Origin of the sequence: Aquimarina litoralis, assembly GCF_019295435.1 — a bacterium.
Lineage (GTDB): Bacteria > Bacteroidota > Bacteroidia > Flavobacteriales > Flavobacteriaceae > Aquimarina > Aquimarina litoralis_A.
Genome location: NZ_WEKL01000051.1, coordinates 1 through 25,054, shown reverse-complemented (window position 1 = coordinate 25,054; position 25,054 = coordinate 1). Strand labels below are relative to the sequence as shown.

Sequence of the window (25,054 nt, the reverse complement as noted above, 5' to 3'; positions counted from 1 at the left end):
GCAGGCGCCGGATTTTTTGTTCGCTGAAGAAACCTGAGGCTTCCAAAAGAATTTTTTCACTAAAAAACCTATTGCTAACGCAACAACTACAAATACCAGTATATTTTGGATAAGTAAATTCATAATTCTTCTGTCGTATAAAAATACAAAAACTTATTGTTTTAAAGCTTGATCTAAATTCACTAAATAACTATGTATTATTATTTCAAAACTTGATAGGCAATAAGAGCAACAGTATATGCCAGTACACTCATAAATACCAATTGTGTTATTGGCCATTTCCAACCATTAGTCTCTCTTTTTACTATTGCTAAAGTACTCATACACTGCATTGCAAAGGCATAGAATAAAAGCAATGAAATACCACCAGCTAAATTATACAGAGGAACTCCTGTTACTGGATGTACCTCTTTAGCCATTCTATTTTTTATGGTCTCCTCTTCATCACTCCCGACACTATAAATGGTTGCTAAAGTACCTACAAAAACCTCTCTGGCAGCAAAAGAACTGATAATTCCTATTCCTATTTTCCAATCATACCCTAAAGGTGCTACGATTGGTTCAATGGCTTTTCCTGCATAGCCAATAAAAGAATATTCTAGCTTATAAGAAGCAACTTTTTGATCCAACTCTTCTTGTGATAAGTCAGTATATTCAGATGCTACTATTTCTTCTGCTTTACTAAATTTATCATTAGGTCCGAAGCTTGCTAGTACCCAAAGAATAATAGATAATGCCATTATTATTTTTCCAGCTCCAAAAACAAATGCCTTTGTTTTTTCTATTACATTAAATAAAACATTTTTCAGTAATGGTTTTTTATAAGCTGGCATCTCAATTACAAAGTAACTTTTGCTTTTAATTTTAAGTGCTTTATTAAGTATCCATGCTGCACCAACAGCTCCTCCGAAACCAATAAAATACAATAACATTAATGTTAAACTCTGATAACTAAATATCCATCCCACTTTTTCGTCAGGAATAACGAGCGCTATAATAATCAAATATACTGGTAGTCGCGCAGAACAGGTAGTAAAAGGAACCACTAAAATTGTAATGAGTCTTTCTTTCCAATTTTCAATATTTCGAGTTGCCATCACTGCAGGGATTGCACATGCAGTTCCTGAAATTAACGGAACAACACTTTTACCACTCAACCCAAATTTTCGCATTACCCTATCCATAAGAAAAACTACGCGACTCATATAACCGCTTTCTTCCAAAATCGATATAAAGAAAAATAGAAATGCTATTTGTGGAATAAATATTACTATTCCACCTAATCCAGGAATAATACCATCGGTAATAAGATCTACAAAAGGTCCCGAAGGCAACAAGGACTTTGTAGTTTCGCTTAACCAAGCAAATCCTTCGTCAATTAAATCCATTGGGTAGGAAGACCAATCATAGATAGCTTGAAATATTAAGAGTAATATTGCAAAAAAGATAACATAACCCCAAACTTTATGAGTTAACACTCTATCTAACCTAGCGCGTAATCCCGTTGCAGATTTTTCATCTATAAAAAGTCCTTTTTTTAGAACCTGATTAATAAATTGATATCTTTTTATAGTTTCCTTTTGTTGAAACCGTTTTAATTCACTCTCTGATTTAATTTCAAAATCTGGTAATACGGATAACTCCTTTTTATCTCCTTTTCTAAAACTGACATCTTGCGTAATTACCAACCAAAGATTGTATAATGACTGATCGGAAAGAGTATTTTGGAGTTTATCGAAATACTCTGGAGCAAAACTTAATGCGTTAAGACAAGGTTTTATAGATAACGATTTATATGAAAGAATCAACTCTTTCAATTCTTCAATACCTTGATTTTTCCTTGCACTTATAAGCGCAATCTTAGTATTCAACTCTTTTTCAAGCAAAGGAATATCTAAAGAAATTCCCGTTTTACTCATACGATCCGCCATATTGATGGCCAGAATAGTAGGAATCTCTAAATCCTTAATTTGAGTAAACAGTAATAAATTTCTTTTAAGATTTTCTACATCCGTTACCACTACTGCTACATCTGGAAAATTTTTATCTTTTCTATTCAGCAATACTTCTGTTACTACATTCTCATCTAACGAAGATGCATTCAAACTATAGGTTCCAGGCAAATCTAGAACACGAGCTTTTACCTCGCCAGATAGCTTACATATTCCCTCTTTCTTTTCTACTGTAATTCCTGGATAATTACCTACTTGTTGATTTAGACCAGTAAGCAAATTAAAAACAGAGGTTTTACCCGTATTGGGGTTTCCGATAAGTGAAACTTTAATTTGCTGAGTCATAAAAAGTAATCCTGTTAAATAATTTCAATCTCTATCTGTGAAGCAATATCTTTTCGAATAGCGAGATGACTACCATTGATCGAAAGATACATTGGGCATTGAAAAGGAGCAGTTTGTACTAACTGAACTTCGTTACCTGGCAGACATCCCATTTCTAGTAATTTAAGAGGGATTGTATCCGAAGTTATTTCTTTAATCAATCCTCGTTGACCTTTTTTAAGATGTGCAATAGTAACTTTCAAGCTTTATTTAGAATAATTTTAAACAAAGCAAAAATAATGGAAAAAAGTCTATTGAAAAAACTATGCCTATGATTAATATATGGTTTTAAGATATTTTTGGGATACCGCTCAAAAAACAGCTTTTATCCTGATCAAAAAAGGTGAATTACCCCAAAAACCGTCCGAAATCATTGAAAATCAATATTCTCGGACATTCTCACAAACAAGTACCACTACCTTCAACCCATCTAAATTTAGAAATAGGCGGAAACTGAAAAGCCTTTAATAGAGTAAGACAAATTTTATTCGTAATTAAAACCTATTATAATGAAAAATCTTAAACACCGATTATTTCAAGCATTCTTACTTTGCTTGATTGCAGTAATAACATCTTGTGAAAAAAGCAGTATTGATCAAGAGAACATCGATTTGTCAAGTGAAGATAAAGCCGATAAAATTGAAAAGTATGATGAATATACCGTTAGAATGCCAAAGAAAGATGGTAAGTATTTCGTGGCAAGAAATGAAAAAACAGGCAATAAACTATCCTATGAACTACGTGATACTTTTATTACTAGTTTTCAAATCTCTTCAGCGGATGGAAAGGTTGTTGTATTTGACAAATTGGTAATCCCGACAGCAGGAAACTTACCACCTTGGAGACCCAATTGTCCTGATGGATGGGATGAAAAATTGATCTGCTACGTAAACGATGATGGAATTCTTGTTTCTTACACTCGATGTACTCCAACTTCATTTACCATAGGTCTAGAACCTGAATGGTAGCATCAAAAACCTAATAAGGGTTTAAAAAAAATAAGATTTACGAGTAATCCCTAGAAACACAGCTGCTAAGCTTACCAATATTTTCTGAAGCAGCTGTGTTATTTTACGTTTTCTTCTTTTAGTACATCTATATCTTCGAGCAAACGTTCGATTTCATCTAAATCAGTACCGTCATAAAACCCTCTTATACGTTTTTCTTTGTCGACCAAGACAAAGTTTTCGGTATGAATCATATCGTAAGGACCACCGTCTCCATATGATTTGGCTACCAAATAGGATTTTCTAGCTAAGTCATAAATTTGCTTTTTATCTCCTGTCACTAAATTCCACCTAGTATCATCCACCCCTTTTTTTTTAGCATACGCTTTTAATTGCGGTACGTCATCTGTTTCTGGAATTACAGTATGCGATAAAAGCATTACCTCAGCGTCTTTTTTTAATCGGCTTTGGATCAGCTTCATATGATCCGTCATAATTGGACAAATTGTCTGACACGTAGTAAAGAAAAAATCAGCAACATAAATTTTATCATTATAATCGGCTTGTGTGATATTTTTTCCGTTTTGATTCCACAAACTAAAATCTGCTATTTTATGGTATTTACGTACATGCTGAACAGTACTATCTACTAATTCAGTAGCGACCATATCAGGTTCATATACCTGTAAAACTCTTTTAGGTTTAAGAATTGAATAGATTATAGAAATTATAATTGCAGACAATACAAATAATACTATGGCAAAGAATTTGTACTTGGAAAAAAAGCGAAGCATACCTGTTTTTTATGAATAACAAAATTACGAGGTTTATAGTATATCAAATTATTGTTTTCGCTAAAAAAATACTAAAACCAACATCTGTAGACCTTATTTCTTTTATAAACTAGTCTAAAAGGTTACTTTTGCGTGATTTAATTTTGAATTAGACCTTATGAGTCCAATAATTGTAAAAGCGTTACAGCTATTATTAAGTTTGTCCATTTTAATCGTTTTACACGAATTAGGACACTTTATTCCTGCTAAATTATTTAAAACTCGCGTAGAAAAATTCTACTTGTTTTTTGATGTAAAATACTCTCTATTTAAGAAAAAAATTGGTGAAACTGTTTACGGAATTGGTTGGTTACCGTTAGGTGGTTATGTAAAAATTTCTGGAATGATAGATGAGAGCATGGATAAAGAACAAATGGCAGGTCCTCCTCAGCCTTGGGAATTTAGATCCAAACCGGCTTGGCAGCGATTGATTATCATGCTTGGTGGAGTAACAGTAAATATTATTCTAGGGTTCTTAATTTATATGGCTATCATTTTTACTTGGGGTACATCTTACGTTTCTGTAGAAGATATTCCTGATGGATATGAAGTAGCTGAAATCTTCGAAAAATATGGTTTCAGAGATGGAGATAGGATTCTAAAAGTCAATGGAGAAGACTTTAAAGATGCTACAGATATCAATATGTATCTCTTTTTAAGAGATGTGCAAAATATTACCGTATTATCAGCTGATGGTAGCACAAAAACTATTGACCTTCCAGAGGACATAGGCAAAACTATGTTCCAAGAGGGAGTAATGGAGCCATTCGATATTAGACTTAAACCAATATTAGACACAGTAGTGGCTGATAGACCAGCATTTAAAGCCGGTTTAAGAAATGGAGATGAAATTTTATCCGTAAATGGTACTAAGATCTCATGGTGGAACGAATTTCAAAAAGAAGTAAAACCAAAAGAAGATCAAAAAATCGATATTACTTTTCTTAGAGATGGGGCAGAGCAAACAATCTCTGTTAAAACTGACGAAAAAGGAACTATTGGTGTTTATCCTGTTTTCTATAAGATTAATAGAGAAGAGTATTCTTTTGTAGAAAGTATTAGTAAAGGATTTGACTATAGTTATTGGAAATTGCATGATTATATCGCGCAGTTTAAATACGTATTTACTAAAAAAGGAGCGACACAAATAGGTGGTTTCGCTGCTATTGGTAATCTATTCCCTCCTGTTTGGGATTGGGCAGCTTTTTGGAGCACAACTGCTTTTATTTCGATTATTTTGGCATTTATGAATATTTTACCAATTCCGGCATTAGATGGTGGACATGTAATGTTTTTATTATATGAAATTATAGCAGGGAGAAAGCCAAATGATAAATTTATGGAGTATGCACAGTTAGTAGGTTTTGTAATCTTAATTGCCTTACTTTTATTCGCAAATGGTAATGATATTTATCGCGCAATATTCGGAAAATGATAAAAAATTAAAAAAAACTTTTTGAGTATCAAAAATTAGTATATATTTGCACTCGCAAAAGAGAAAAACACTCTATATTTGCAAAAGCATATTCCTCCTTAGCTCAGTTGGTTAGAGCATTTGACTGTTAATCAAAGGGTCCTTGGTTCGAGCCCAAGAGGGGGAGCTGAAAGAAGCCTTAACTTACTAAAGTTGAGGCTTTTTCGATTTTATTCATCACTTTTTATCCAACCATTTATCCAACAATCTCAAAAAAGTGTTTTTGTAGGAAGAAAAATGTCAAAATCTGATCCCTTTTTTCAACGTTAAACAAAACTGTTACACTTTACCGTTACAGTTGCACCATTTTGGTATACTGTAACAGCCATTTTTTCAATATTTATAGTAGTTATCAGCATTGTTACAGTCGAGGTGTTACAGTGTTACACTTTCTGTTACACTTTTTTAAATCAACGTAAAGCTTTTGCAGAACGCCGTGCGCAACGTATTGCAAAATGCATTATAACAGTTTACAGTACCTACCATTAGAATTATTAAAATAATAAGAGGGTATAATCGAATTTTATTAAATAGTACTTTTTATCTCACGCAATGGATTGTTCTCATTATAATCATCCACTGATAAATTAAATCTAATATCCAAAAACCCTTTAATAACGCCAAAGTTTGGAATTTTTAGTTTATTTCCTAATCCATAACTTTCTAAGATAGAAGTTATGCTTACATCAAGTTGAAAATTAAATTCTTCAGATTTAAACGCTTCTAAAGGGAAGTAGACATAACAATCCTTCTCATCCATATCTGCATATTTTTTGAATCTTTTTTGAAAAGATTCAAAAGAAACTTTTGATGATCCCAATTCATTAGTTTCAAATTTATTTGCCTTATAACCCACAATAAAATTAAAGATACTAAGGATGATTTGCCAATCTTTCCATCCTTTCTGCCTCAAATTATTTATAAAATCAGGAAATTCTGGATTTTGTTTTAAATCACTCAATGTTAAATAAATACTCTTATCTGTATTATTAAATCTATTCTTAATGGCCTCTAACGCTTTTTCTTGATTATATTTTTTGCTTAACTCATGACGCCATTTCATGACCTCATTTTCATTAGGTAAACTAAGACCAAAATCCTCTTTATAAAAGGACTGTTTCTTAAACTCTTGAAATTCATCTTCACTGTAAATATCCCTATAAATCCTTTGATATAAATTTACATTAATCTGTTTACTTCCTAAAGAACGGCTTTCGATAAACTCTCCGTACAACTCAATAAATTCTTCTTCTTTCAACAAACTAATTTTATTTAAGACCCACATTATACAGGCTGTAGTCTCTGCTACATGTTTCTCTATCTTTTCCGAATCAGAATTATCAAAGAATTTTAAAAACACCTTCCATTTGATCTTATCATTAGATGGAACTTGCACTGGTGTTTTTATTTTGTCAGAAACTATTAGTTCAATTTCAATATGACTTTTTATCAAATGAAAATCTATTTCCGTTAATGAAATCTCTACTAGTGTAATCTGCACCATCGAAATAAATTCTTCTACAATTGATGTGATAATATATTCATTGTCAAAATTCATTTCCCATAGACTTCCTAAAGCATTAAAAGAAATAATTCTTTTGGCCCCTACATCGTTTAAAGGAAAATCATCTATCTTTTCTTCAATAAATTTAAGTGGATTATCAAGATCATTAACCTTATCTTCTAGCATCAAAATACTAGGTTTTATTATTTCCGTTCCAATATCATTTGACTGTAAAATGAAGTCATCAACAAAATACTTATATTGATTTGACATGTTCGTCATAAAATAAAAAATAAGACACAGATCTCTATATATTTTATTTTCCTTATTAAATTCAGTTTGATTAGAAGAATCTCTTGCTATAACAAATTTTTTATATATTGAAATTGCATCAAACCAATTTCCTTGCTTGAAATCAGAATAAAATAATAAAGCCAAACTATCTTCTATTCTTTTAACTAAAGCTTCATTAACACTTATTCTAAATGCTCCTAATGCGTAGTATTTAGCAGCATAATTCATTCCTATTGAATTATAAAACTGTGCTATATTCAGCATACCCAAAACATAACCCTCCAGAGTGTTTTCTTGGAAATAATTATCTTTTGCTTTATGAAAATACTCTATAGCTTTTAGAAGAAAAAACTTATTAGTTTGCATTAAATAACTAGCTCCACGATCTACTTGCTGCTTTGCCAATGCAATTTTACCATTTCTCTTTTCAATAAAAGGAGATATTTTTTCTAGAAACAGCTCAAGTAATTTTACAACTCCTCTTTTATCATCTGGATCAATATTAATAAACATCTTAATCATCTTGTTTATTCTTTGCCCAAGCTGTGTAACATTATATAGAGGTGCTTTTTCAATGTTTTTTTCAATCTCATTAAAGTACTCTATAAATTGATTCTCTTCTTTAGGATTGCTAATACTTCTTGTTATAAAATAGTTAGCCTTAATTTCTAATAGGTGGCATTTTTCATTGATATCTTTAGGGCTTTCCAATCTTTTATTGATGACGTAAAGAAAATTAACGTACCATTTTTTCAATTCATCTTTGGAAATATTATTATTTTCTTCAATAATCTGTGGGAATATAATATTCAAAATGTTTAACACATTTTCAAGTTCACTACTATCCAATATATTTTCTATATCATCTAAATAATACCGTATTTGATCTTCTATCCCTTTAAAATTACCTGTAGTAAGTTCGGTATTACGGAAGTCATCATAATCAACCTCGTATATAAATGCATTTAAGTAAACTAACTCATATATACCTTTCCTTCTAAATATTTTATCGATAAGCGGATTATCGGTATAGCAGGAGAGCAATGTTTCCCATTTATCCTTATCCCTAGCTAGATATTTTTTTCTTCTACAATAATTTACTAAATCTATTATTTCGTAGAATTCTCCTATTCTAAATTCATCTATACTTTCTACATTCTCGTAATAACTAAATCTTCTAGTATACCATTTATCATCTTCATCTTTTTCGTTTAGAATCAAAGACACTAATTTCTGGTTTGTTAATCTCCTATTTTTGGGGTTATCTTGTGCCGTTCTTTGAAAAACGTATTCTAAAAGAATGCCAAAAAATGAAGTTATGTTATCAGGGTTTATTTCATAAGGAAGTTCGTACAAATCACTTTCAATCCTTTCCTTAACCTTAGCAAATTCGGTACTTGGATCGGATTCCAAAAAATTCCACCTAATGGATTTAGAAAATTCGTACCAAAAATTGTCATCTAAATTTTCAAATACATTTATAGCTTCTTTAATTTCTCCGCTATCTGCATTTTTAACCTTAAGTTTTTCTTTACCAATGTAATCCGCAATAATTTCTTTAATCTTAGTTGAAAATCGGTCTAATTGATCTTCACTAGGATTATTTTGGTTTTTAAACCATTCTTTTAATAAAGAGGCATCATTTCCAGAATATTCTTTAGCTATTCCAGTATTTGTTTCAAAAACATATTCTTTATCAAAAGACTTATAATCAAGCTTGATATGAAGCATAAAAAAATGAATTATACATTTTTTCACTTCATCGCTTTTGAAAGAAAAATTACTTGAATACAATTTTATTTGTTTGAATTTCAAATTCTCTTTCTCCAAATTTCTTTGAAAAACATCCTCTTCGAATTCACAAAAAATTTCTTCTTCAACATTATTTAATAGGTTTTTCACCCAAACCTCAAGAGTGCATAATGTTTGATAGTTATAACCTCTTTGAGAAGCATGAGCATCAGTATTTTTTGAAAAAATATGTAGTTTTGATAGATTCATTTATTATCTGAAATTTCATTTAAATTCATTTAATTATAATAATCATTTATTAGAAAATGTAAAACTTATAAACCTAGTGTTAATCCAATAAATAATGTTTGAGATAAAACTCAGGCATTACAAAAGTTTATTCTTTTTCACTTCCCAAAGAGAGTATGTTTCTAAGACAGGCCTTTTAATAAGTTTAGATGGCAAAAAATTGGAGGTTACTATTATAGACTTAATGACGTATGCTCTAGTGACTCCGAGTTTTAAAACAACTTTGTCTTTGTTTTCTTTTAACCAATTGTCTCTATTCACATGTTTAGTAATCAATCCTTCTTTTTTACTTCCTTCTTTACCAAAATACTTCATCATTTCAGAATGATATTCATATGGTAGTTTTGCCTGTGAAGTATTCTTGCATTCTATTGAATAAATAATTTTTTTAGAATGATCTATGCCCAAAACATCTATATCCCCAACATTAATTTCGGAATGGAAAAACCCTTTTGGTTTAATCCATTTATCTTTTCCTATTATTTCTAGTTTTGAGTTTTCTTTTAACCAATTATATACTTTATCATTAAACTCAGATCCCTTAACAACTAATCTTTCGGCAATCAAATTATTAATATTTAAGGCATTCTCAGTTCTTAAAGTACCATCATAAAAACTATGAAGCAAATTAGAAACTGAGTTTAGCATATGTCTTGCACCCCAACAATAAAAGACCTCATCTTCTCTTATTAACTTTATCAGGGGTTTTCTAATATATGAATACAACCTATTATATCTCCAAGGATAAAACTCTTCTTTTCTAATTCCATTTGGAAAATTTAAAATTCCATTTCTAGTAGAAATACACATAACCTTTATAAATGCTGTAATCACTTTTTCTGTAAATTCTATCTTCAGTTCTTCATAAAATTGATCCTCGGTTATTTCACAATAGGACTTGTTTTTTGACAAACTAAACTCACATAAGAAATGACCTATATTGTATATATCAAATAGACTAATATTCCAATCTTTTAGAAATCCTTTAGAGACCTTTTCTATGTGAGCATAATCCTTTTCAACCTCCAATTCATTATCTTTTGAATAAAAATTATTTTGAAAACTTTCTTTATAAGTATCGAAATCCTCTCCATAAATAGCGTGAGATAGGGACTTATTAAATTCATCTGAGATTTTCTTATCTATACCTATTCTTCCAGAAGGTAAAATCCAAATTTTAGGATCTTTAAATCCGTATATTATTTCATCACTCAAATAAGCATAGTTGTTGACTTGAGATAGATGAGATAGTATTAAATCTAAATCATCATCATTTGGAAGCCTGTTTCCCTTTGGGTTCTCAGCAACAATAAATTCAATTAATACCCTGTAAACTAATGATGTTTCTATTTGTCTTTTTTCCGACTCAAAAAACTCTTGTTTTACATCCAAATACTTTTCATAGCATAACATTCTTGCTGGGTAATATACCTGTCTAAAATATTTATTCTGAATCAGTGATTCGTGTCTTTTTATAACATAAGGAAGAAGATTCTTAATGTTGAATTCTTGAATTAATTCAATGGCCTTTTTCATATTAATAAATGAAAAATCATTGAGAAAAGAATTTTTATTTTTTTCAATAAAATCTTCCTCAATAGACTTCTTATACCATTTTACCTGATTTTCAAGGATAAATGATTTTTCAGAATCTTGTAAATATCGATAATCATCAATATCAATATCTGACAGAAGCATACCGTATTGACTTCCCCCTGTCGGCATTAAAATCATTTTTTTATTTCCTGTTGGTATATGCTTAAATATAATTTCATCCCTCTGCTCAATATTCATTCTTTTACCAACACCACTTTTTTCCATAAAAAAACCTAAAGAATCTATTATAAAAGCCATTAAAATCTGCTCACCCCTATTAGAAGAACTGCTTAAAAAATCGATTAATCCTAAAGGGACTTTAAAGTCAATTATTCCATTAGTTAAATCTATGCTGTATGAAAAATTCAAACTTTCATTCTCTAGGTTTTCTAAAGTTTGTAAATCATATATTTCTTGATCTAATTCTAATACAAAATGTATTGGTAACTCTTTTAGAGGAGATAAATAATCTTGCAATGAAGGTTTCATGTCATGTAACCAATACAAAATAGCACTTATGTAAGTATTAGCTTTTTTATCCAATCTTCTTTTTGCATTCATCCAAATAGGAAAAGAGTAACTATACAAACAACTCCTTATAAATCCATACATAAATTCCGATGATATGTAAATAGGAATATTTTCATCTTGTCTAATACATTGTAAATACCCATATTCACCATCCATGAAAATTGGGATTCCAATCTTATCAATTTTTTTTAGTCCTTTTCTTTTTATCTTACCTTCAGTTGATAAATCAAATAACATCATATTTGGCATTGCTTCGTCAGAATCATAAAAAGAATCATGATTTCTTTTATACCAATTCATCTTAGATAAATGAGTATTAAAATGACTAAAAAGACCAGAGTATGAAACTTCCTCTAATTGCCTAGCATACTTCCAAAAATTAAGTTTATCAAAATTCCAAGAATTTATTATAGCTTCAAATGAAGCCATTAACATTCCAATTGAAAAATCTGCTTTGATGTCATGAGTTAGTCCAAACATTGTGTTTTTCAACATTCTATACTTCTGATATATAGATACTAATAGAATTTTATGATTTGGATATTTTTCTTTTACCTCAGCAATTATTTGGTTACTTAAAGCACTTATTTCATCTATCTCGTATGACTCATTCTTGGTAATAGTAGATTCATTAATGTGTAGTACCACTGAAAACTTATCTTCATCAAATTTGAATAGAGTCTTATTAACGATATAAGCTATTTTATTTTCATTTTGCTCGGAAAATTTAAAGGCTTCTTGTTTCCAATTCATTTTTCTAAACCAAGTAAAAGCAATGTTGGATTGTTGTTTGGCATATGCTTCTACCAATAAATCTAGACATTTGTATTCTTGTGCTTTTTCTATTATAAATTCATTTAAACAGAATAGTTCAGTTGTTGGCAATACAAGATAGTACTCACCTTCAAGTTTTATAAAAGGTTTTATTAGCAAAGGTGATTCATCTTTCTCGTAACTAGAGTGTTCTTTGACAGGTTCAACACATAGAAAATAATTAATTACATCAGGGGCGATATTCAATTTCTTACAAAGGGAATCTATATCATCTTGATTATAACAGAAAAGCTCTTTGTTTTTTTTAAACATTTCACTTCCGGGAAAATAGATTTCATCATTTTCTATCTCTTCATACATTCTGTGAATATGACCTAATTTATTTGCTATTTCTTTATGAATTTCCAATATAAATAGACAACCCGATAAAACTTCTTTTTTGAATTTATCCGTAAACTTAATTCCTGAAAGGATTACGTTAATTAGTCCCTGTACGACACCGCAAGTATCAGTTGCAATTCCACTATAAACTACATTATTACCATTCGTGAAAATTAAATTTTCGGTAAAAAAACCTTCCGCAGGGTCTTCAAATTCGTGGTATGGCAATTCTTTATCGAGTAAACTCTTAAATTCATTTTGATTTAATGATCCTTTGTTTTTAGGACTATTAAAATTAGGAGATGAAAGAACTTGATGAATTAAAATTTCAAATCTCACATTTTTAGAATGGTTCTGCGGTTGAAGCTGTAAATAAGCCAGTGTTTTTAATAGTTCTTTTGAGTTATTCTTAAGAATAAATTGATTAATCAACTTATAATCACGATCGGTAATATTTTGATAAGATTGTTGTCTAAATTCCTCAAAGTTTAATGGTTTATAGTTTTGACTTTCTTTATCAATATTTATACAACACTTTTTGTACTTTAAACCACTACCGCAAGGACATTTTTCGTTTCTTCCAATTTTTACCATTCTTTGATTCACTTCGTATTAAGTCAATAATTGTTAAACAATAACCCCTGTACCCGAATATAAAACTCGGATACAGGGGTTATGTGTTTACACTTTAAATCTACCAATTATTTTTTACTCATAATTATGAAACATTAAAAAAGTACTACACTTCAATACTGCAACACTTTTTGAAACACATTTTTTTCACTTAAAAAACTGAAAATCAATTATTTATGTCATTTTGTTTCAAAACCAAAACAATTGTGTTGCACTTTTTGTTGCACTTTTTTAAATCAGTGTAAAGCATTTGTAGAATGCCATGCGCAAAGTATTGCAAAATGCATTATAACAGTTTACAGTACCTTTTTACTTTTACCAACAGGTTTTTGTTTTTGAATTACTATCTTAATCAACTCCCTTGCACGATAAGATGTAAAGCGCATAACCTTCTCTCCTCTTTCTTGTCGTCTTACCTCAACGGTATTGATAGTACTAATAATATTAGAAGATGTATTAGCATCAAGTCTTAATAAACGATTGGTATATGAAAGACCTTTACCTTTACAGGATATAATATAAAAAAAGTGCTGCTTTGGTATTAACTTCTTCAATTTATTAAGGTTCTTCTTTTCGGCTTCTTTTTTCTCTCTTCTTAGCTTGGTTCTTTTCTTGGAATGGTATGAGTCTTTACACTTGTTAGAACAATAAATTGTTCCTGCTCTTTTATGAGAAATATTAGTCACACATACTAAACATTTTTTGTTCTTCTTTTTAACACTTTTCATATTCCTATTTTTACTTTTTTCTGGAATATCATTTATGTGATGTTTTACCTGTTTATCTATATCAGTAATATATAACTGCTTTTCTAACCCATTTTTGCTATAATAGTTGCGTAAAACATCACTTTTTAAAGTGGTCAAACTTTCTAATTTTCGTCGTATTGAAAGAAGTATATCTTTTTGCGTTGTAGAGGTGCAAAATTCATTATACAACTCTCTAAAATGTTTTTTCGCACGTAATCTTTGCATTGGAGTAAACTTCTCCCAATTATTAGCATCAAGATAGTATAACATTTTTTCTCGTTGCCATCTGGTCATTCTTCTATACTGCATCCCCTTATCATAAAAAATCATATCCTCCCAAATAGCAAGTAATCTTTCCTTAAGACTACAAACCTTATTCAAACCCCTTAGATCTTCTAAAACTTCAACACCATATTTTCCAATTTCTTTGATGCTGTCAAAAGCTACCTCGACTCTCAACAAATTGTCTAAGCTTTTTGACTGTTGTATACCTTTATCATACACCTTATATTTAAAAAGTTGCCTTTTAAGTTGTCTACCGTTATAGATTGCGTCCGTTTTTAATCGTTCAAAAGCAGAATTACCATAAGCACGTATCCCTCTAATAATGTTTCTAGCTGGCGAGTTCGTGAAGATATTTACTCCATATTCCAATGTCTGTATTTTGGCTTGTCTAAGATCAATATGAAATACGTTTTGTAGATCATTAATTACCTCCTGAAGCTCCATAAAACCAAAGTCAGATGCGTTATCCCTCCCTTGATTATAATAACGATGCAAAGACCCTCGTACAATACAATGTTTAGTATTGGATTTTGTGGATGGAATTATAGAGAAATATAGCCCTTGGTGTTTTGCGAATTTTCTCCCAGTCTTAGACAAACGAGTTTTATCATCGACCTTGATTTGAAATTGTAAGAGTTCATTTTTCTCCCAATCACGGTAATCCGTACCAACACATAATATTTTAATACCATCAACCACTAATTAAAAAGGGATTTTTGTATCTTAGTGGGTGTAATACTTTGCCGTATTACACCGTTTGAACAACATAGAAAGAGGGCATCATAGCTCTCTTTTTCTTTTCTCGATTTCTGCTACTAGGATATCTACAAAATCATCAAGTGTTACTCCTAACCTTTTAGACAATTTGATAGCAAGTTCTGGTGAGATTGGCTCACAATATGCCAATGCTTCTGCTAATAATTGAACTCCCATCACACTACTATTTAAGTTCAATTAATGCTGCTTCTACCTCGCTTCTTTTATATAGCACTCTTCCTCCTCCTAAAGAGTATTTCTTTAGTATTCCTTCCTTTGAATATTTATGTGCTGTAGACCTATGAATATGATATTCCTTGCACAATGTTTCTACTGTAATAAACTCTTCCGGCTCTACCGGTTTAAATCGTTCTGAGAAGCTTTTTAATTGGGATCTGATCTCATCAGAAAAGACATTTTTGAGATCATCTATCGAAATAATAATAAATTCTGGCTTTTTCATACTTTTAAAATTTACTTCTCAAAAGTACTTTTAGCCTTTATGAACCTTTTAGTGAACTAGTTCTTTTTCAGTTCTGTTTTTCTTTGGTGATATTTTCGTATTCTTTTATAAAATCATCTACCATTTCTATATTGTAATGTTTACAATAATCGTATATTTTTTGAATACGTTTTGATGTGTAGATATTCTTATCACCTTGTTTGTCGAAAGAATGTTGTAGTATTTGTCTAGGATTACCCCTACCTATAACCTTTTCTTTGATATATTTCCAAAATTTCGGAAAATCTAGTGGATCTTCATTTTTATAATAATATTTATAGGATGCCTCCTCAGGTATTTTTTTAGACCTTATTAGACCTTGGGCAAACAATGCCCCTACTTCACAATAGTATGGAAAATCGGGTTCTTCTTTTATCTTGGCCTTAATATAATCCCTGATTTCCTTTTCTATTTCTTTATGATTTTTTAATAGTGAAATCTTTGAAGGGTGGAAAAAGTTCCGATAAGCTGAGATCCCAAATGATTCCTCCAACTCCTTGCTTGGCTCTGTACCGAGTTTATATAATTCTTCTTTAGCCATTAGCAAATAACTATTTATACGTCTCAATACGTCCTTTAAATCTTCCATTTGATCATCAAAAAGGACTTCAGTTTGCTTAAAGAAAAATATAGCTCTGTCAATTTCAAATTTTGCATTGACACAAGTCATTTGTAAATATCCTATCAGTTCATCTCCTTTTAATTCCTTTAATTTATGACCAAATTCTTTGTCAATAGATTTATAAAATTCTCTTAACTCTAAAATTCTTCTTTCTACACCGTTATCATTTGTATAACCCATAATTTAATACTTTGCCTACCTAAAAATAACAAACCCTTTTCTCAGAGAAAAGGGTTCTTAAAAAAGATAAAGCATTTATTCATCTAAGCAAGTCTTAACTTTTGAGTTTGTTGTTTCTTTTTTTGCTTATCCCGCTCCTCCATATATTTCATATTTTGACCTGCTTTCTTATTGAGGTGAAAGTCTTTATTATCAATGTATTTTAAGAAATTTTTTTCTGTCTTATGGCCCGTAATACTCATTATTTCAGGAGTTGACCACTCCTTTAATCCGTAAAAATTAGTTGCAAAAGATCGTCGGCAAGTATGGTTCTGTATTAGTTTGTATTTTGGATACATCCCTATTACTCCATTATAACGACCTTTTTCCATCTGCTTAATTCCCGAAATTTCGCATACCTCTTTCATCAAATTTGATAGTAATGTCCTGTTACTTTTTTCATTCTTGTAAAAGTTTGGTGGGAAGTCTCCACTATATTTTTCCAATACATTTCTTACCTTATAATGTATAGGAATCAATACATTTTCTTTTGTTTTAAACTGTTTCAACCTTATATAATCAATATCATCTTCAGAAATAAACATCTTGTTATTCATCCTAAACAGATCCGATATTCTTTGTCCTGTATAGCAACCAATAATCAACCAATCCTTCGCTACCTGTAATTGTTTAGTAGGCATTTTCTTTTCGATAATTGTATCAATCTCATCAAAAGTTAGATAAGTAACTACCGTTTCATCCTCAAAACCTTTTATTTTATGGTACTTCGGAGATACTTTTCTTCCTTTTGATTCTGCATCTCTTATAACTGTTTTGAGTCTTTTGGCAAACCTTCCCAAAGTATTAATAGCCATACTCCTGTTATCCTGAAGATAATTTAAAAAGCCATTAGAAAATTCATCATCCACGTCTACAATTTTGATTTTCCTGTTTAGATGCTTTTCGTAAACTTCTAACTTATTAGCAAAATTCAGATACTTGTCTACGGTATTCTGGGTAAACTTATAATTTGTGCCATTACGGTTATAGGTCTTGGATTTTAATTTTAGAGCAAAGTCTTTGGCATATGGAATAAGCAAATCCAGATCCTCTAACGGCTCATCATTAAAAAACCCAACAATTAATCTTTTTAGCTTATCACTGGTAAAATCATTTATACTTTGATCCGTACTCCTCTCCTGTTTCAGGATTTCTTCATCAATATATCGTTCTAAATCGTATAAAACACTATGTAAGTTCTTATTTGAAGCAGAGTTCTTTTTTGGATAATTCTTATTGTAATCCCAAGTTGAGGTGTCTTCTATTGTCTGTGTAGTAGAAAGTCTAAAGTCAAGATACTTTGTGCCTCTGTGATCTTTATCAGTAATTCTTTTTATAGTAAGTCTTATGTAAATCTTACTTTTCCCCTTGTAGTTTTTGTCTTTACCCTTAGGAAGATAAGGGTAGAATTTTATACTTGCCATATCCGAATGTTTGAACATACCAAAGATAAAAATTTTATCCACCATTTTATCCAGAAAAATGCAGATTTTATCCAACAGCATACTACACTCCAAAACACAAAACTGTAATTAAATAACTTTTTTACAACATTTTATGTATATTTTTGTTTTTTAAAATTTTTAAAATACACCCCAAGAGGGGGAGCAAAAGTCCAACAGAAATGTTGGACTTTTTTGTTTTTAATACTTTTATAATTTAAAGAATAGATTTCTTAGGACTTATTTATTTTTAATGGCAAACAGAGCAACTAATAACCCCTTAAAGTCAATAAAGCCTGAAGTTCTTATATTATAGCCCTAAAGCTTCCAACTGTTCTTTCAATTTGGGGTCGCTTGGTTTTTTAGCATCTGCAGAAACGATGTCACCTTTATCATCCAAAAGTATAAAACGTGGAATTCCTTGCATACCATAATCACGAACAAAATCACTATCCCAACCATTATCAGTTATAAGCTGTGTACCAATCAACTCTTTGCTCTCGATCATTTTTCTCCAGGTATTATAAAATCTAGGCGCGTCTACGCTTACAGAAACAAATTCAATATTAGCATCACTAAATTCTTCTTCAATCTTTTTGAGATATGGAATTTCCTTTATACATGGAGCACACCACGTGGCCCATACATCTATGTATACGTATTTACCTTTAAAATCCGATAGCTTGGTTCTACCACCTTTATAGTTCTCAAACTCAAAAGAAGGAGCTGGATTACCTGGTTTTAGCTTACTGATTACATTATAGTGATTAGTGATAGCTTGTTTAGTTCTTTCTTGTTTGGCTAAAGCAAGCATTTTATCTCGGATTTCTTCCATGTTCTTTTCATTAACCGTAAAATTATAAAGTGCATTGTTTAATCGACCGTGTAGAATGGTTGGGCTTTTAATGTCTTGAAGCACTATTAGACTTGCTTCTATAGAACTTAAGCTTTTATCGACCAGATTTTCAATTTGTTTATCAAGAACTAAATCAACCAAAAAACGATATCCAGAGTAGTTTTTAGCGTATGTTTCATTATCAAAATCAACTCCTTTGAGGAAATTCATTATAAGTTCAGTTGGCTTATATTCCTGAAAATAGTAACTGTGATAGTTTGGATATCGAGCAACATCATATTGATACTGAAATTCGATGTTTTTTTGATGAAAATCCTGGAATGGTTTCGTATCAGCTGAAAGGGTTTTCAAACGATCAATTTTAGCATTTTTTATAGAATCTCTATAGGATATGTAAGGGACTTCCTTCTGTGAGAAAATCTTTTTATGAGAATTAAATTCTAATGCTGCTATTGCTTGATCATCTTGATAATCTTTGTATAGATAATTGTTAATCTCAGCATTACTTCCACTAAATGAGATATCAGATTCGGCAGAGATAACAACTTCATCACCATTGGTAAAATAAATTCTTGTTGTAAACTCACCAAACGATAAATATACGTATTGAGGAGTTGTAATTATTAAGGTATCTGCAAAAGTACCTTCTCTAGTAACAGCAAGATTCTCCCATCCTTCTCCATAATCGATTCGTGCTTCTTTAATGTCAGTTGGAAGTTTCCCTTTAAGCGTTGTAAAAGCATTAGAAGTTTTTTGAGTACAAGAATTAAACGTTAATAAAATGGAAACAATTAACAAATAACATATAACCTTGATGTTAATCCTAGGATAATTGTTATTACTATCTATTATAGATTTGTCTGGATTATTACTTTTTTCCTTATGATATATTATTCTTAACCTTGTCATTTGTTTTATTTAATTATTTACTAATGACAAAAAAAACTTTTTTTTAATTCTCAAAAGTCCGAAAGTATAGTCTCGGACGAATTTTTTATTCAATAAAAGATTTAAGTCCCGAATCAGATGTTTGTAGTTATTTTCTATTTAGAGAAGTTACTATAGATAATCTATCTTAAAGAGCTTAGTTTTTAAATTTATATAAATAAGGTTTTCGGCCTTGAGCATTATCTTTAGTTTTTGGTAAACGATCAAAAATTTCCATAGCCAACATTTTTTTTTGAAACCGACTACGTTCTAATTTTTTGTCTAAAATAGTCTCATGCAATTTTTGCAGTTCCGGCATCGTAAATGTTGTTGGCAATAATTTAAAAGAGATAGGTGATACTGTTATATCTTTTTGGAGCTGCTCTTTTGAAGCTACAACAATTGCACTATGATCCATATGCATTTCCGGTAATTCCTCAATAGCATACCAATCATAGGCTAAAGAAAATATTCCTCCATTTGGAAAAACCGTTTCAATATCTACCAATGCATAATGTGCTAAGGTTACGAATCGTTTGTTAATCCACAAGTCTTTATGCCAAGCATATCCTTCTTTCTTTAATATTACTTCAAACTCTTTAGAAAAACTTCTGTTAGCATCTCCAAATACTCGAAAAAGTTGTAAATAGGATTGTTTCAATCCTGTTCTTTCCTCCAATACTCGAATAGCGGCATCCGTAACGGTTTCTTTAATACCTACGTATCCTCCTGGCAAACACCATTTATCATTGAGTTTTTGAAGTAATACTTTCAAAATTCCATTTTGATATCCCAGAATTACAATATCCACGGATAAATTAGGTAAATAATGTTGTTCTCCTTCTTCTAAAAATTTCTTTACATCCATTTTCCAAAAATACTAATTTGTGTCTTTTTGCCACAATTATTTTATATTTGTGGCAAAAAGACACATTATGGCAATATCGAAGTCGAAAAAACGGATCAAAAAGGTACTAAAAGTTATAGGTGTCCTTTTTTTATTGGGATGTATTGTAGGAGGATATCTATACTACAAAAATGTAAATTATGATATGTATAGCCTGTACATCACGAATCCCGATTTAAAAAACAAACTATCCTCTTCAAATTCTAAAGAAATAGCAAAAGAACTAGTGTCTGAAATGACACTTGAGGAGAAAATAGATCAAATGTATGGAGAACCTTACGGTAGTGGGTTGACAAAATTTGTTGTAAATTTTTTAGGCCAAAAACGATTCCCACACGTATATGTAGGTAAAAATGATCGTTTAGGAATTCCACCTTGGGTTTTATCTGATGGTCCAAGAGGAGCTCGAGTACTGGATAAAAATGTAGATGCTGTTACTACTTTCCCGGTTGGTATGGCCAGAGGCGCTACCTGGAACCCAGAACTAGAATATGAAGTTAATAAAGTGATTTCTTCAGAAATGCGCGCCAATCGGGTTAATTATGCTGCTACACCATGTATTAATCTCTTAAGACATCCCGGTTGGGGCCGTGCACAAGAAACCTATGGAGAGGATCCATGGCTTATGGGAGCGTTTGGTGTTGCTGCAGTAAAAGGTTTAGAAGAAAACAATGTCATGGCTTGTCCAAAACATTTTGTACTCAATAGTATCGACAACTCTCGATGGGTTGTTGACGTGAAAATTGATGAACGTTCTTTACGAGAAGTCTATTTACCACATTGGAAGAAAATTATTCAAGAAGGAAAACCAGCTTCAATTATGAGCGCCTATAATTCAGTGAATGGGGATTTCTGTGCAGAAAACAAACATCTATTAACCGATATTTTAAAGGATGAATGGGGTTTTGAAGGATTTGTTACAACAGATTGGATCTTTGGTTTATATGATGGTGTCAAAGGTATTCAAGCTGGACTTCATGTAGAAATGCCTTTTCAACAAGCTTATACTAATGATATCATTGAAACCGCTATTACTGATGGAAAGATTACAGAAACACAAATTGACCAACTTGTTATCGAATCATTAGCAACCCGCCTACCCTATGCATTGACAGATGATCAAGATGCCTATCCTCACAGCATCATAGGAAAAGAATCAAGTATCGATTTGGCGAGAACTGTTGCTGAAGAAAGCATGGTTCTTTTGAAAAACGAAAAAATCCTCCCCTTCACAAAAGATACAGGAAAGACAATTGCCGTTATAGGTAGAATTGCAGATGTAGAAAATACCGGTGATCAAGGTAGTAGTGACTCGAATCCCATTTATGTAGAAACTCCATATGAAGGAATTAAAAAATTCCAAGAGTCCTTAGGAAATAAGGTAATCTTCAATGATGGAAGTGACCTAGAATCGGTTAAACAAATTGCATCAAAAGCAAATGAAGTTATTTTAATCGTTGGGTTTACTTATGAAGACGAAGGAGAATACATCATTTTTAGTCGAGAAAAAATGCTTGAAGCTGCCGAAAATGGAAAACCTTCCGATAATACATCTATTGGTGGGGATCGTGAAGATCTCCGTCTTTTAGAATCTGATGAAACTTTGATCCAAACAATTGCTTCCATTAATAAGCAACTAGCAGTTGTTTACGTAGGTGGTAGTGCTATTGATATATCTTCTTGGGAAGAACAAGTACCAGCTATTCTATTTTCCTGGTATTCTGGTATGGAAGGAGGAACTGCATTGGCTAATATCTTATATGGAGATGTCAGTCCTAGCGGTAAACTACCTTTTTCTATAGCTAAAGACACCAAAGACTATCCTTTGTTCACCCCATACACTGCAGAGATTACTTACAATTATTATCACGGATATACTTTATTCGACAAAAGAAATATCAAAGCCTCATACCCTTTTGGTTATGGATTGTCATATTCAAAATTTAAATATGACTCATTGCAAGTAAAACAATCTTCTTTATCAATTAATGATACTCTTAAAATTACTGTTCAAATTAAAAATGAAGGTAATATAAAAGCAAAGGATGTAGCTCAAATGTATATCGGATTTAAAAATTCTAAAATAGATCGTCCAGTAAAACTATTAAGAGATTTTCAAAAAGCGACCTTATCACCAAATACAATTAAAACAGTTGCATTACAAGTGCCTATTCAAGATTTAGCTTGGTATAACCCTCAAACTAAATCTTGGGAAATAGAGTATATGGAATATGAAGTTTATGTTGGAAATTCATCTAAAGCTGAAGATTTGTTAACTACTACATTTCAAATCGAATAAAACCTCATTTTAGGACGAACCAAAACAAAAGTCATCGCAAAATAAATGCATCTAAAACAACACCTACGTTTAGATAATCTTATAGATTATAACAATCACCATTCTGTTTTATATACTAGCATAACTTAGAATAAGTAGTTAAGATAACTTTATGTTGTCCAACAAAAACATAATTATTAGTTTTGCCCAAAAGTAACAAAGGAAAAAAATTATCTAACATCCCCTCCTTTAGATAATTACAATACTATTTTTAAATTAAGGTAATAAGATGCAAACAATTCTCAATTATGCACCTCTTTTGCATAATTGATTTTGCTAGCAATCGTATTATTTTAAAAAAAGCTGTAATAAGATAGACGTTATACTTTAGCGACTAACCGCTGTAATTGGAATAAAATGACAAAAAAATTAATTTCTATTTGCCTACTAATGATGCTAGGAAATCAACTTTTATTTTCCCAGGCAGATTACGTAAGTTGGGAGTTTAGAGGAGGAAGTCTTCTTAATAATCCAGATGGAACATCTACTGGACCAGGACCAGAACCAGCTGGATTAGACGTTGCAACAATTCCGAACACAGCCATCACAAGAGGTCGTTTACGATCCGCAATATTAGGAGATTTGGATAACGATGGTGATTTAGATTTTATTTCTGGTAGCCAAGGAGGGACTTTACATTATTTTGAAAACGACGGTACAATTACTGCTCCTAATTGGGTAGCAGCATCTATACCTACTTTAGATACTATTTGGATTGATAGAACTTTAACGGTAAGAAATCAAAACAGACCTCAACTTGTGGACATTGATGATGATGGAGATCTTGACTTGTTCGTAGGTACTGATTATGACTATGAACGGGATCGGGATAATGATGTTCTTTTTTATAGAAATGTGGGTACTCCAGAAGTTCCGGTATTTGAATACATCCCGAATGGATTACCAGGGCTTCATGACCAGGAGATCGCTGAATTTCCCGGTTTAGGTTTTGTAGATCTTGATAATGATTCTGATTTGGATCTTGTTGCATTAGGTAGTGACAAATTAACCTACTACAAAAACATTGGCTCAATAAATAATCCAATTTTCGAACGCCAATCTGAAGCAGACAGTCCTTGGGCTGATGAAAGTGCTTTTAATAATATGGATGTTCCAATACCTGCTTTTGAAGATTTTGATAAAGATGGAGACTTCGATATGTTTTTTATGATTGATACTGGTTTTGTTAGGTGGCTAGAAAATACCGGAACATCAGGAGTTCCAAATTTTGCCTCAGCTCAAAGTACTTTGAATGGAGAATTAACTCTTGGAGAAATTGGAAGTTTTCCCACTATAGATTTTGGAGATGTGGATGGCGATGGCTTAAAAGATGCTATTCTGGGTAGTTTTAATGTAGCGAGATTTGCTTGGTTTAAACAAATTCCTGTATGTATAGACCCTAGCACACCTAATATTTCTGCTACTACAGAAGTATGTGAAGGAGAAACTACTACTATTACCATATCCGGTGACCTCAATATTGCTTCTACATGGTCTATATATACTGATTCTTGTGGAGGAAATTTATTAGGAACAACAACAACGAATACTTCTACATTCGAAGTTAGTCCAACAGCGCCAAGTACAACATATTATGTCAGAGCAGAAGATGGTGCTATTGGCTGTATTGATGAATCGATGGCTAATTGTTTGACGATTACAATCAATGTTAGTCCTATAGATGATCCTAGTTTTAGTTATGATCAAACCATCTATTGTAAAGTGCAAGCAAATCCAACACCTTCTATAGCTGGACTAACTGGTGGCGTTTTCTCCAGTACAACTGGATTGGCAATTGATCCAGATTCAGGAATCATTGATATCGCGAATAGTGATCCTGGAGATTATATTGTAACCTACACCACAACAGGAACTTGTCCGAATTCCAATCAAGCAAATGTAACTATTATGGAACTCGACGATCCTAGTTTTAGCTATGATCAAACTATCTATTGTAAAGAGCAATCGAATCCAACGCCTTCTATAGCCGGATTAACTGGTGGTGTGTTCTCCAGTACAACTGGATTGGTAATCGATCCAGATTCAGGAATCATTGATATCGCTAATAGTGATGCAGGAGATTATACAGTAACCTATACTACAACAGG

16 protein-coding genes and 1 tRNA gene are annotated in these 25,054 nt (G+C 31.5%); 5 read left to right on the top strand and 12 right to left on the bottom strand.

Annotated features, from left to right (window positions below; translation table 11 throughout):
• Nucleotides 1-200: 200 nt before the first annotated feature.
• Together feoB and GBO31_RS20020 are read right to left on the bottom strand one after the other, a co-directional pair.
• Nucleotides 201-2,297 (bottom strand): ferrous iron transport protein B, encoded by a 2,097-nt coding sequence (gene feoB, locus GBO31_RS20025; protein WP_219010252.1) that lies wholly within the window; start codon nt 2,295-2,297, stop codon nt 201-203.
• 14 nt (nt 2,298-2,311) lie between these two features.
• The gene (locus GBO31_RS20020; protein ID WP_219010251.1) at nt 2,312-2,539 is read right to left on the bottom strand and encodes a FeoA family protein; all 228 of its coding nucleotides are present in this window, start codon (nt 2,537-2,539) and stop codon (nt 2,312-2,314) included.
• Between the two features lie 306 nt (nt 2,540-2,845).
• Between GBO31_RS20020 and GBO31_RS20015 the strand changes: the two genes are divergently transcribed.
• On the top strand, nt 2,846-3,304 hold the full coding sequence (locus tag GBO31_RS20015; protein ID WP_219010250.1) for a hypothetical protein: 459 nt from the start codon (nt 2,846-2,848) through the stop codon (nt 3,302-3,304).
• A gap of 98 nt (nt 3,305-3,402) precedes the next feature.
• Here the strand turns inward: GBO31_RS20015 and GBO31_RS20010 are convergent, their stop codons facing one another.
• A complete protein-coding gene (locus tag GBO31_RS20010; RefSeq protein WP_219010249.1) occupies nt 3,403-4,077 on the bottom strand; it encodes an SCO family protein in 675 nt (224 codons plus the stop codon).
• 157 nt (nt 4,078-4,234) lie between these two features.
• Between GBO31_RS20010 and rseP the strand changes: the two genes are divergently transcribed.
• Complete coding sequence (gene rseP / locus GBO31_RS20005; RefSeq protein WP_219010248.1) at nt 4,235-5,551, top strand: RIP metalloprotease RseP; 1,317 nt, start codon at nt 4,235-4,237, stop codon at nt 5,549-5,551.
• 92 nt (nt 5,552-5,643) lie between these two features.
• Nucleotides 5,644-5,717, top strand: a tRNA-Asn gene (locus GBO31_RS20000).
• Nucleotides 5,718-6,116: 399 nt separating this feature from the next.
• Here GBO31_RS20000 and GBO31_RS19995 read toward each other — a convergent pair.
• From GBO31_RS19995 to GBO31_RS19955, 9 genes are all read right to left on the bottom strand, one after another.
• Nucleotides 6,117-9,389 carry a dsDNA nuclease domain-containing protein gene (locus tag GBO31_RS19995; protein ID WP_219010247.1) on the bottom strand — a complete coding sequence of 1,091 codons (3,273 nt, stop codon included), beginning with the start codon at nt 9,387-9,389 and terminating at the stop codon, nt 6,117-6,119.
• A gap of 117 nt (nt 9,390-9,506) precedes the next feature.
• A complete protein-coding gene (locus GBO31_RS19990) occupies nt 9,507-13,304 on the bottom strand; it encodes a YecA family protein (protein ID WP_219010246.1) in 3,798 nt (1,265 codons plus the stop codon).
• 335 nt (nt 13,305-13,639) lie between these two features.
• A complete protein-coding gene (locus tag GBO31_RS19985; protein WP_219010245.1) occupies nt 13,640-15,076 on the bottom strand; it encodes a hypothetical protein in 1,437 nt (478 codons plus the stop codon).
• 81 nt (nt 15,077-15,157) lie between these two features.
• Entirely contained in the window at nt 15,158-15,310 is a 153-nt protein-coding gene (locus GBO31_RS19980; RefSeq protein WP_219010244.1) for a hypothetical protein, read from the bottom strand.
• Nucleotides 15,311-15,317: 7 nt separating this feature from the next.
• Nucleotides 15,318-15,596, bottom strand: a complete 279-nt coding sequence (locus GBO31_RS19975; RefSeq protein WP_219010243.1) for a helix-turn-helix transcriptional regulator — start codon at nt 15,594-15,596, stop codon at nt 15,318-15,320.
• A 67-nt stretch (nt 15,597-15,663) separates the two neighbouring features.
• Entirely contained in the window at nt 15,664-16,437 is a 774-nt protein-coding gene (locus GBO31_RS19970; RefSeq protein ID WP_219010242.1) for a hypothetical protein, read from the bottom strand.
• Nucleotides 16,438-16,520: 83 nt separating this feature from the next.
• Complete coding sequence (locus GBO31_RS19965; RefSeq protein WP_219010241.1) at nt 16,521-17,900, bottom strand: tyrosine-type recombinase/integrase; 1,380 nt, start codon at nt 17,898-17,900, stop codon at nt 16,521-16,523.
• A gap of 328 nt (nt 17,901-18,228) precedes the next feature.
• Complete coding sequence (locus GBO31_RS19960) at nt 18,229-19,683, bottom strand: TlpA family protein disulfide reductase (protein WP_219010240.1); 1,455 nt, start codon at nt 19,681-19,683, stop codon at nt 18,229-18,231.
• 175 nt (nt 19,684-19,858) lie between these two features.
• Complete coding sequence (locus GBO31_RS19955) at nt 19,859-20,569, bottom strand: NUDIX hydrolase (RefSeq protein WP_219010239.1); 711 nt, start codon at nt 20,567-20,569, stop codon at nt 19,859-19,861.
• Between the two features lie 67 nt (nt 20,570-20,636).
• Here GBO31_RS19955 and GBO31_RS19950 point away from each other — a divergent pair, with 67 nt between their 5' ends.
• Nucleotides 20,637-22,907, top strand: a complete 2,271-nt coding sequence (locus tag GBO31_RS19950; protein ID WP_219010238.1) for a beta-glucosidase family protein — start codon at nt 20,637-20,639, stop codon at nt 22,905-22,907.
• Nucleotides 22,908-23,303: 396 nt separating this feature from the next.
• A partial coding sequence (locus GBO31_RS19945) for an FG-GAP-like repeat-containing protein (RefSeq protein WP_219010237.1) occupies nt 23,304-25,054 on the top strand: 1,751 nt, incomplete at its 3' end.

Excerpts from the sequence above, each read along its gene's own strand:
- GBO31_RS19960 (WP_219010240.1), bottom strand. The coding sequence starts at position 19,683 with ATGACAAGGTTAAGAATAATATATCATAAGGAAAAAAGTAATAATCCA.
- GBO31_RS20015 (WP_219010250.1), top strand. The coding sequence starts at position 2,846 with ATGAAAAATCTTAAACACCGATTATTTCAAGCATTCTTACTTTGCTTG.
- GBO31_RS19970 (WP_219010242.1), bottom strand. The coding sequence starts at position 16,437 with ATGGGTTATACAAATGATAACGGTGTAGAAAGAAGAATTTTAGAGTTA.
- GBO31_RS19980 (WP_219010244.1), bottom strand. The coding sequence starts at position 15,310 with ATGGGAGTTCAATTATTAGCAGAAGCATTGGCATATTGTGAGCCAATC.
- GBO31_RS19990 (WP_219010246.1), bottom strand. The coding sequence starts at position 13,304 with ATGGTAAAAATTGGAAGAAACGAAAAATGTCCTTGCGGTAGTGGTTTA.
- feoB (WP_219010252.1), bottom strand. The coding sequence starts at position 2,297 with ATGACTCAGCAAATTAAAGTTTCACTTATCGGAAACCCCAATACGGGT.
- GBO31_RS19965 (WP_219010241.1), bottom strand. The coding sequence starts at position 17,900 with ATGGCAAGTATAAAATTCTACCCTTATCTTCCTAAGGGTAAAGACAAA.
- GBO31_RS19950 (WP_219010238.1), top strand. The coding sequence starts at position 20,637 with ATGGCAATATCGAAGTCGAAAAAACGGATCAAAAAGGTACTAAAAGTT.
- GBO31_RS19975 (WP_219010243.1), bottom strand. The coding sequence starts at position 15,596 with ATGAAAAAGCCAGAATTTATTATTATTTCGATAGATGATCTCAAAAAT.
- GBO31_RS20010 (WP_219010249.1), bottom strand. The coding sequence starts at position 4,077 with ATGCTTCGCTTTTTTTCCAAGTACAAATTCTTTGCCATAGTATTATTT.
- GBO31_RS19995 (WP_219010247.1), bottom strand. The coding sequence starts at position 9,389 with ATGAATCTATCAAAACTACATATTTTTTCAAAAAATACTGATGCTCAT.
- GBO31_RS19955 (WP_219010239.1), bottom strand. The coding sequence starts at position 20,569 with ATGGATGTAAAGAAATTTTTAGAAGAAGGAGAACAACATTATTTACCT.
- rseP (WP_219010248.1), top strand. The coding sequence starts at position 4,235 with ATGAGTCCAATAATTGTAAAAGCGTTACAGCTATTATTAAGTTTGTCC.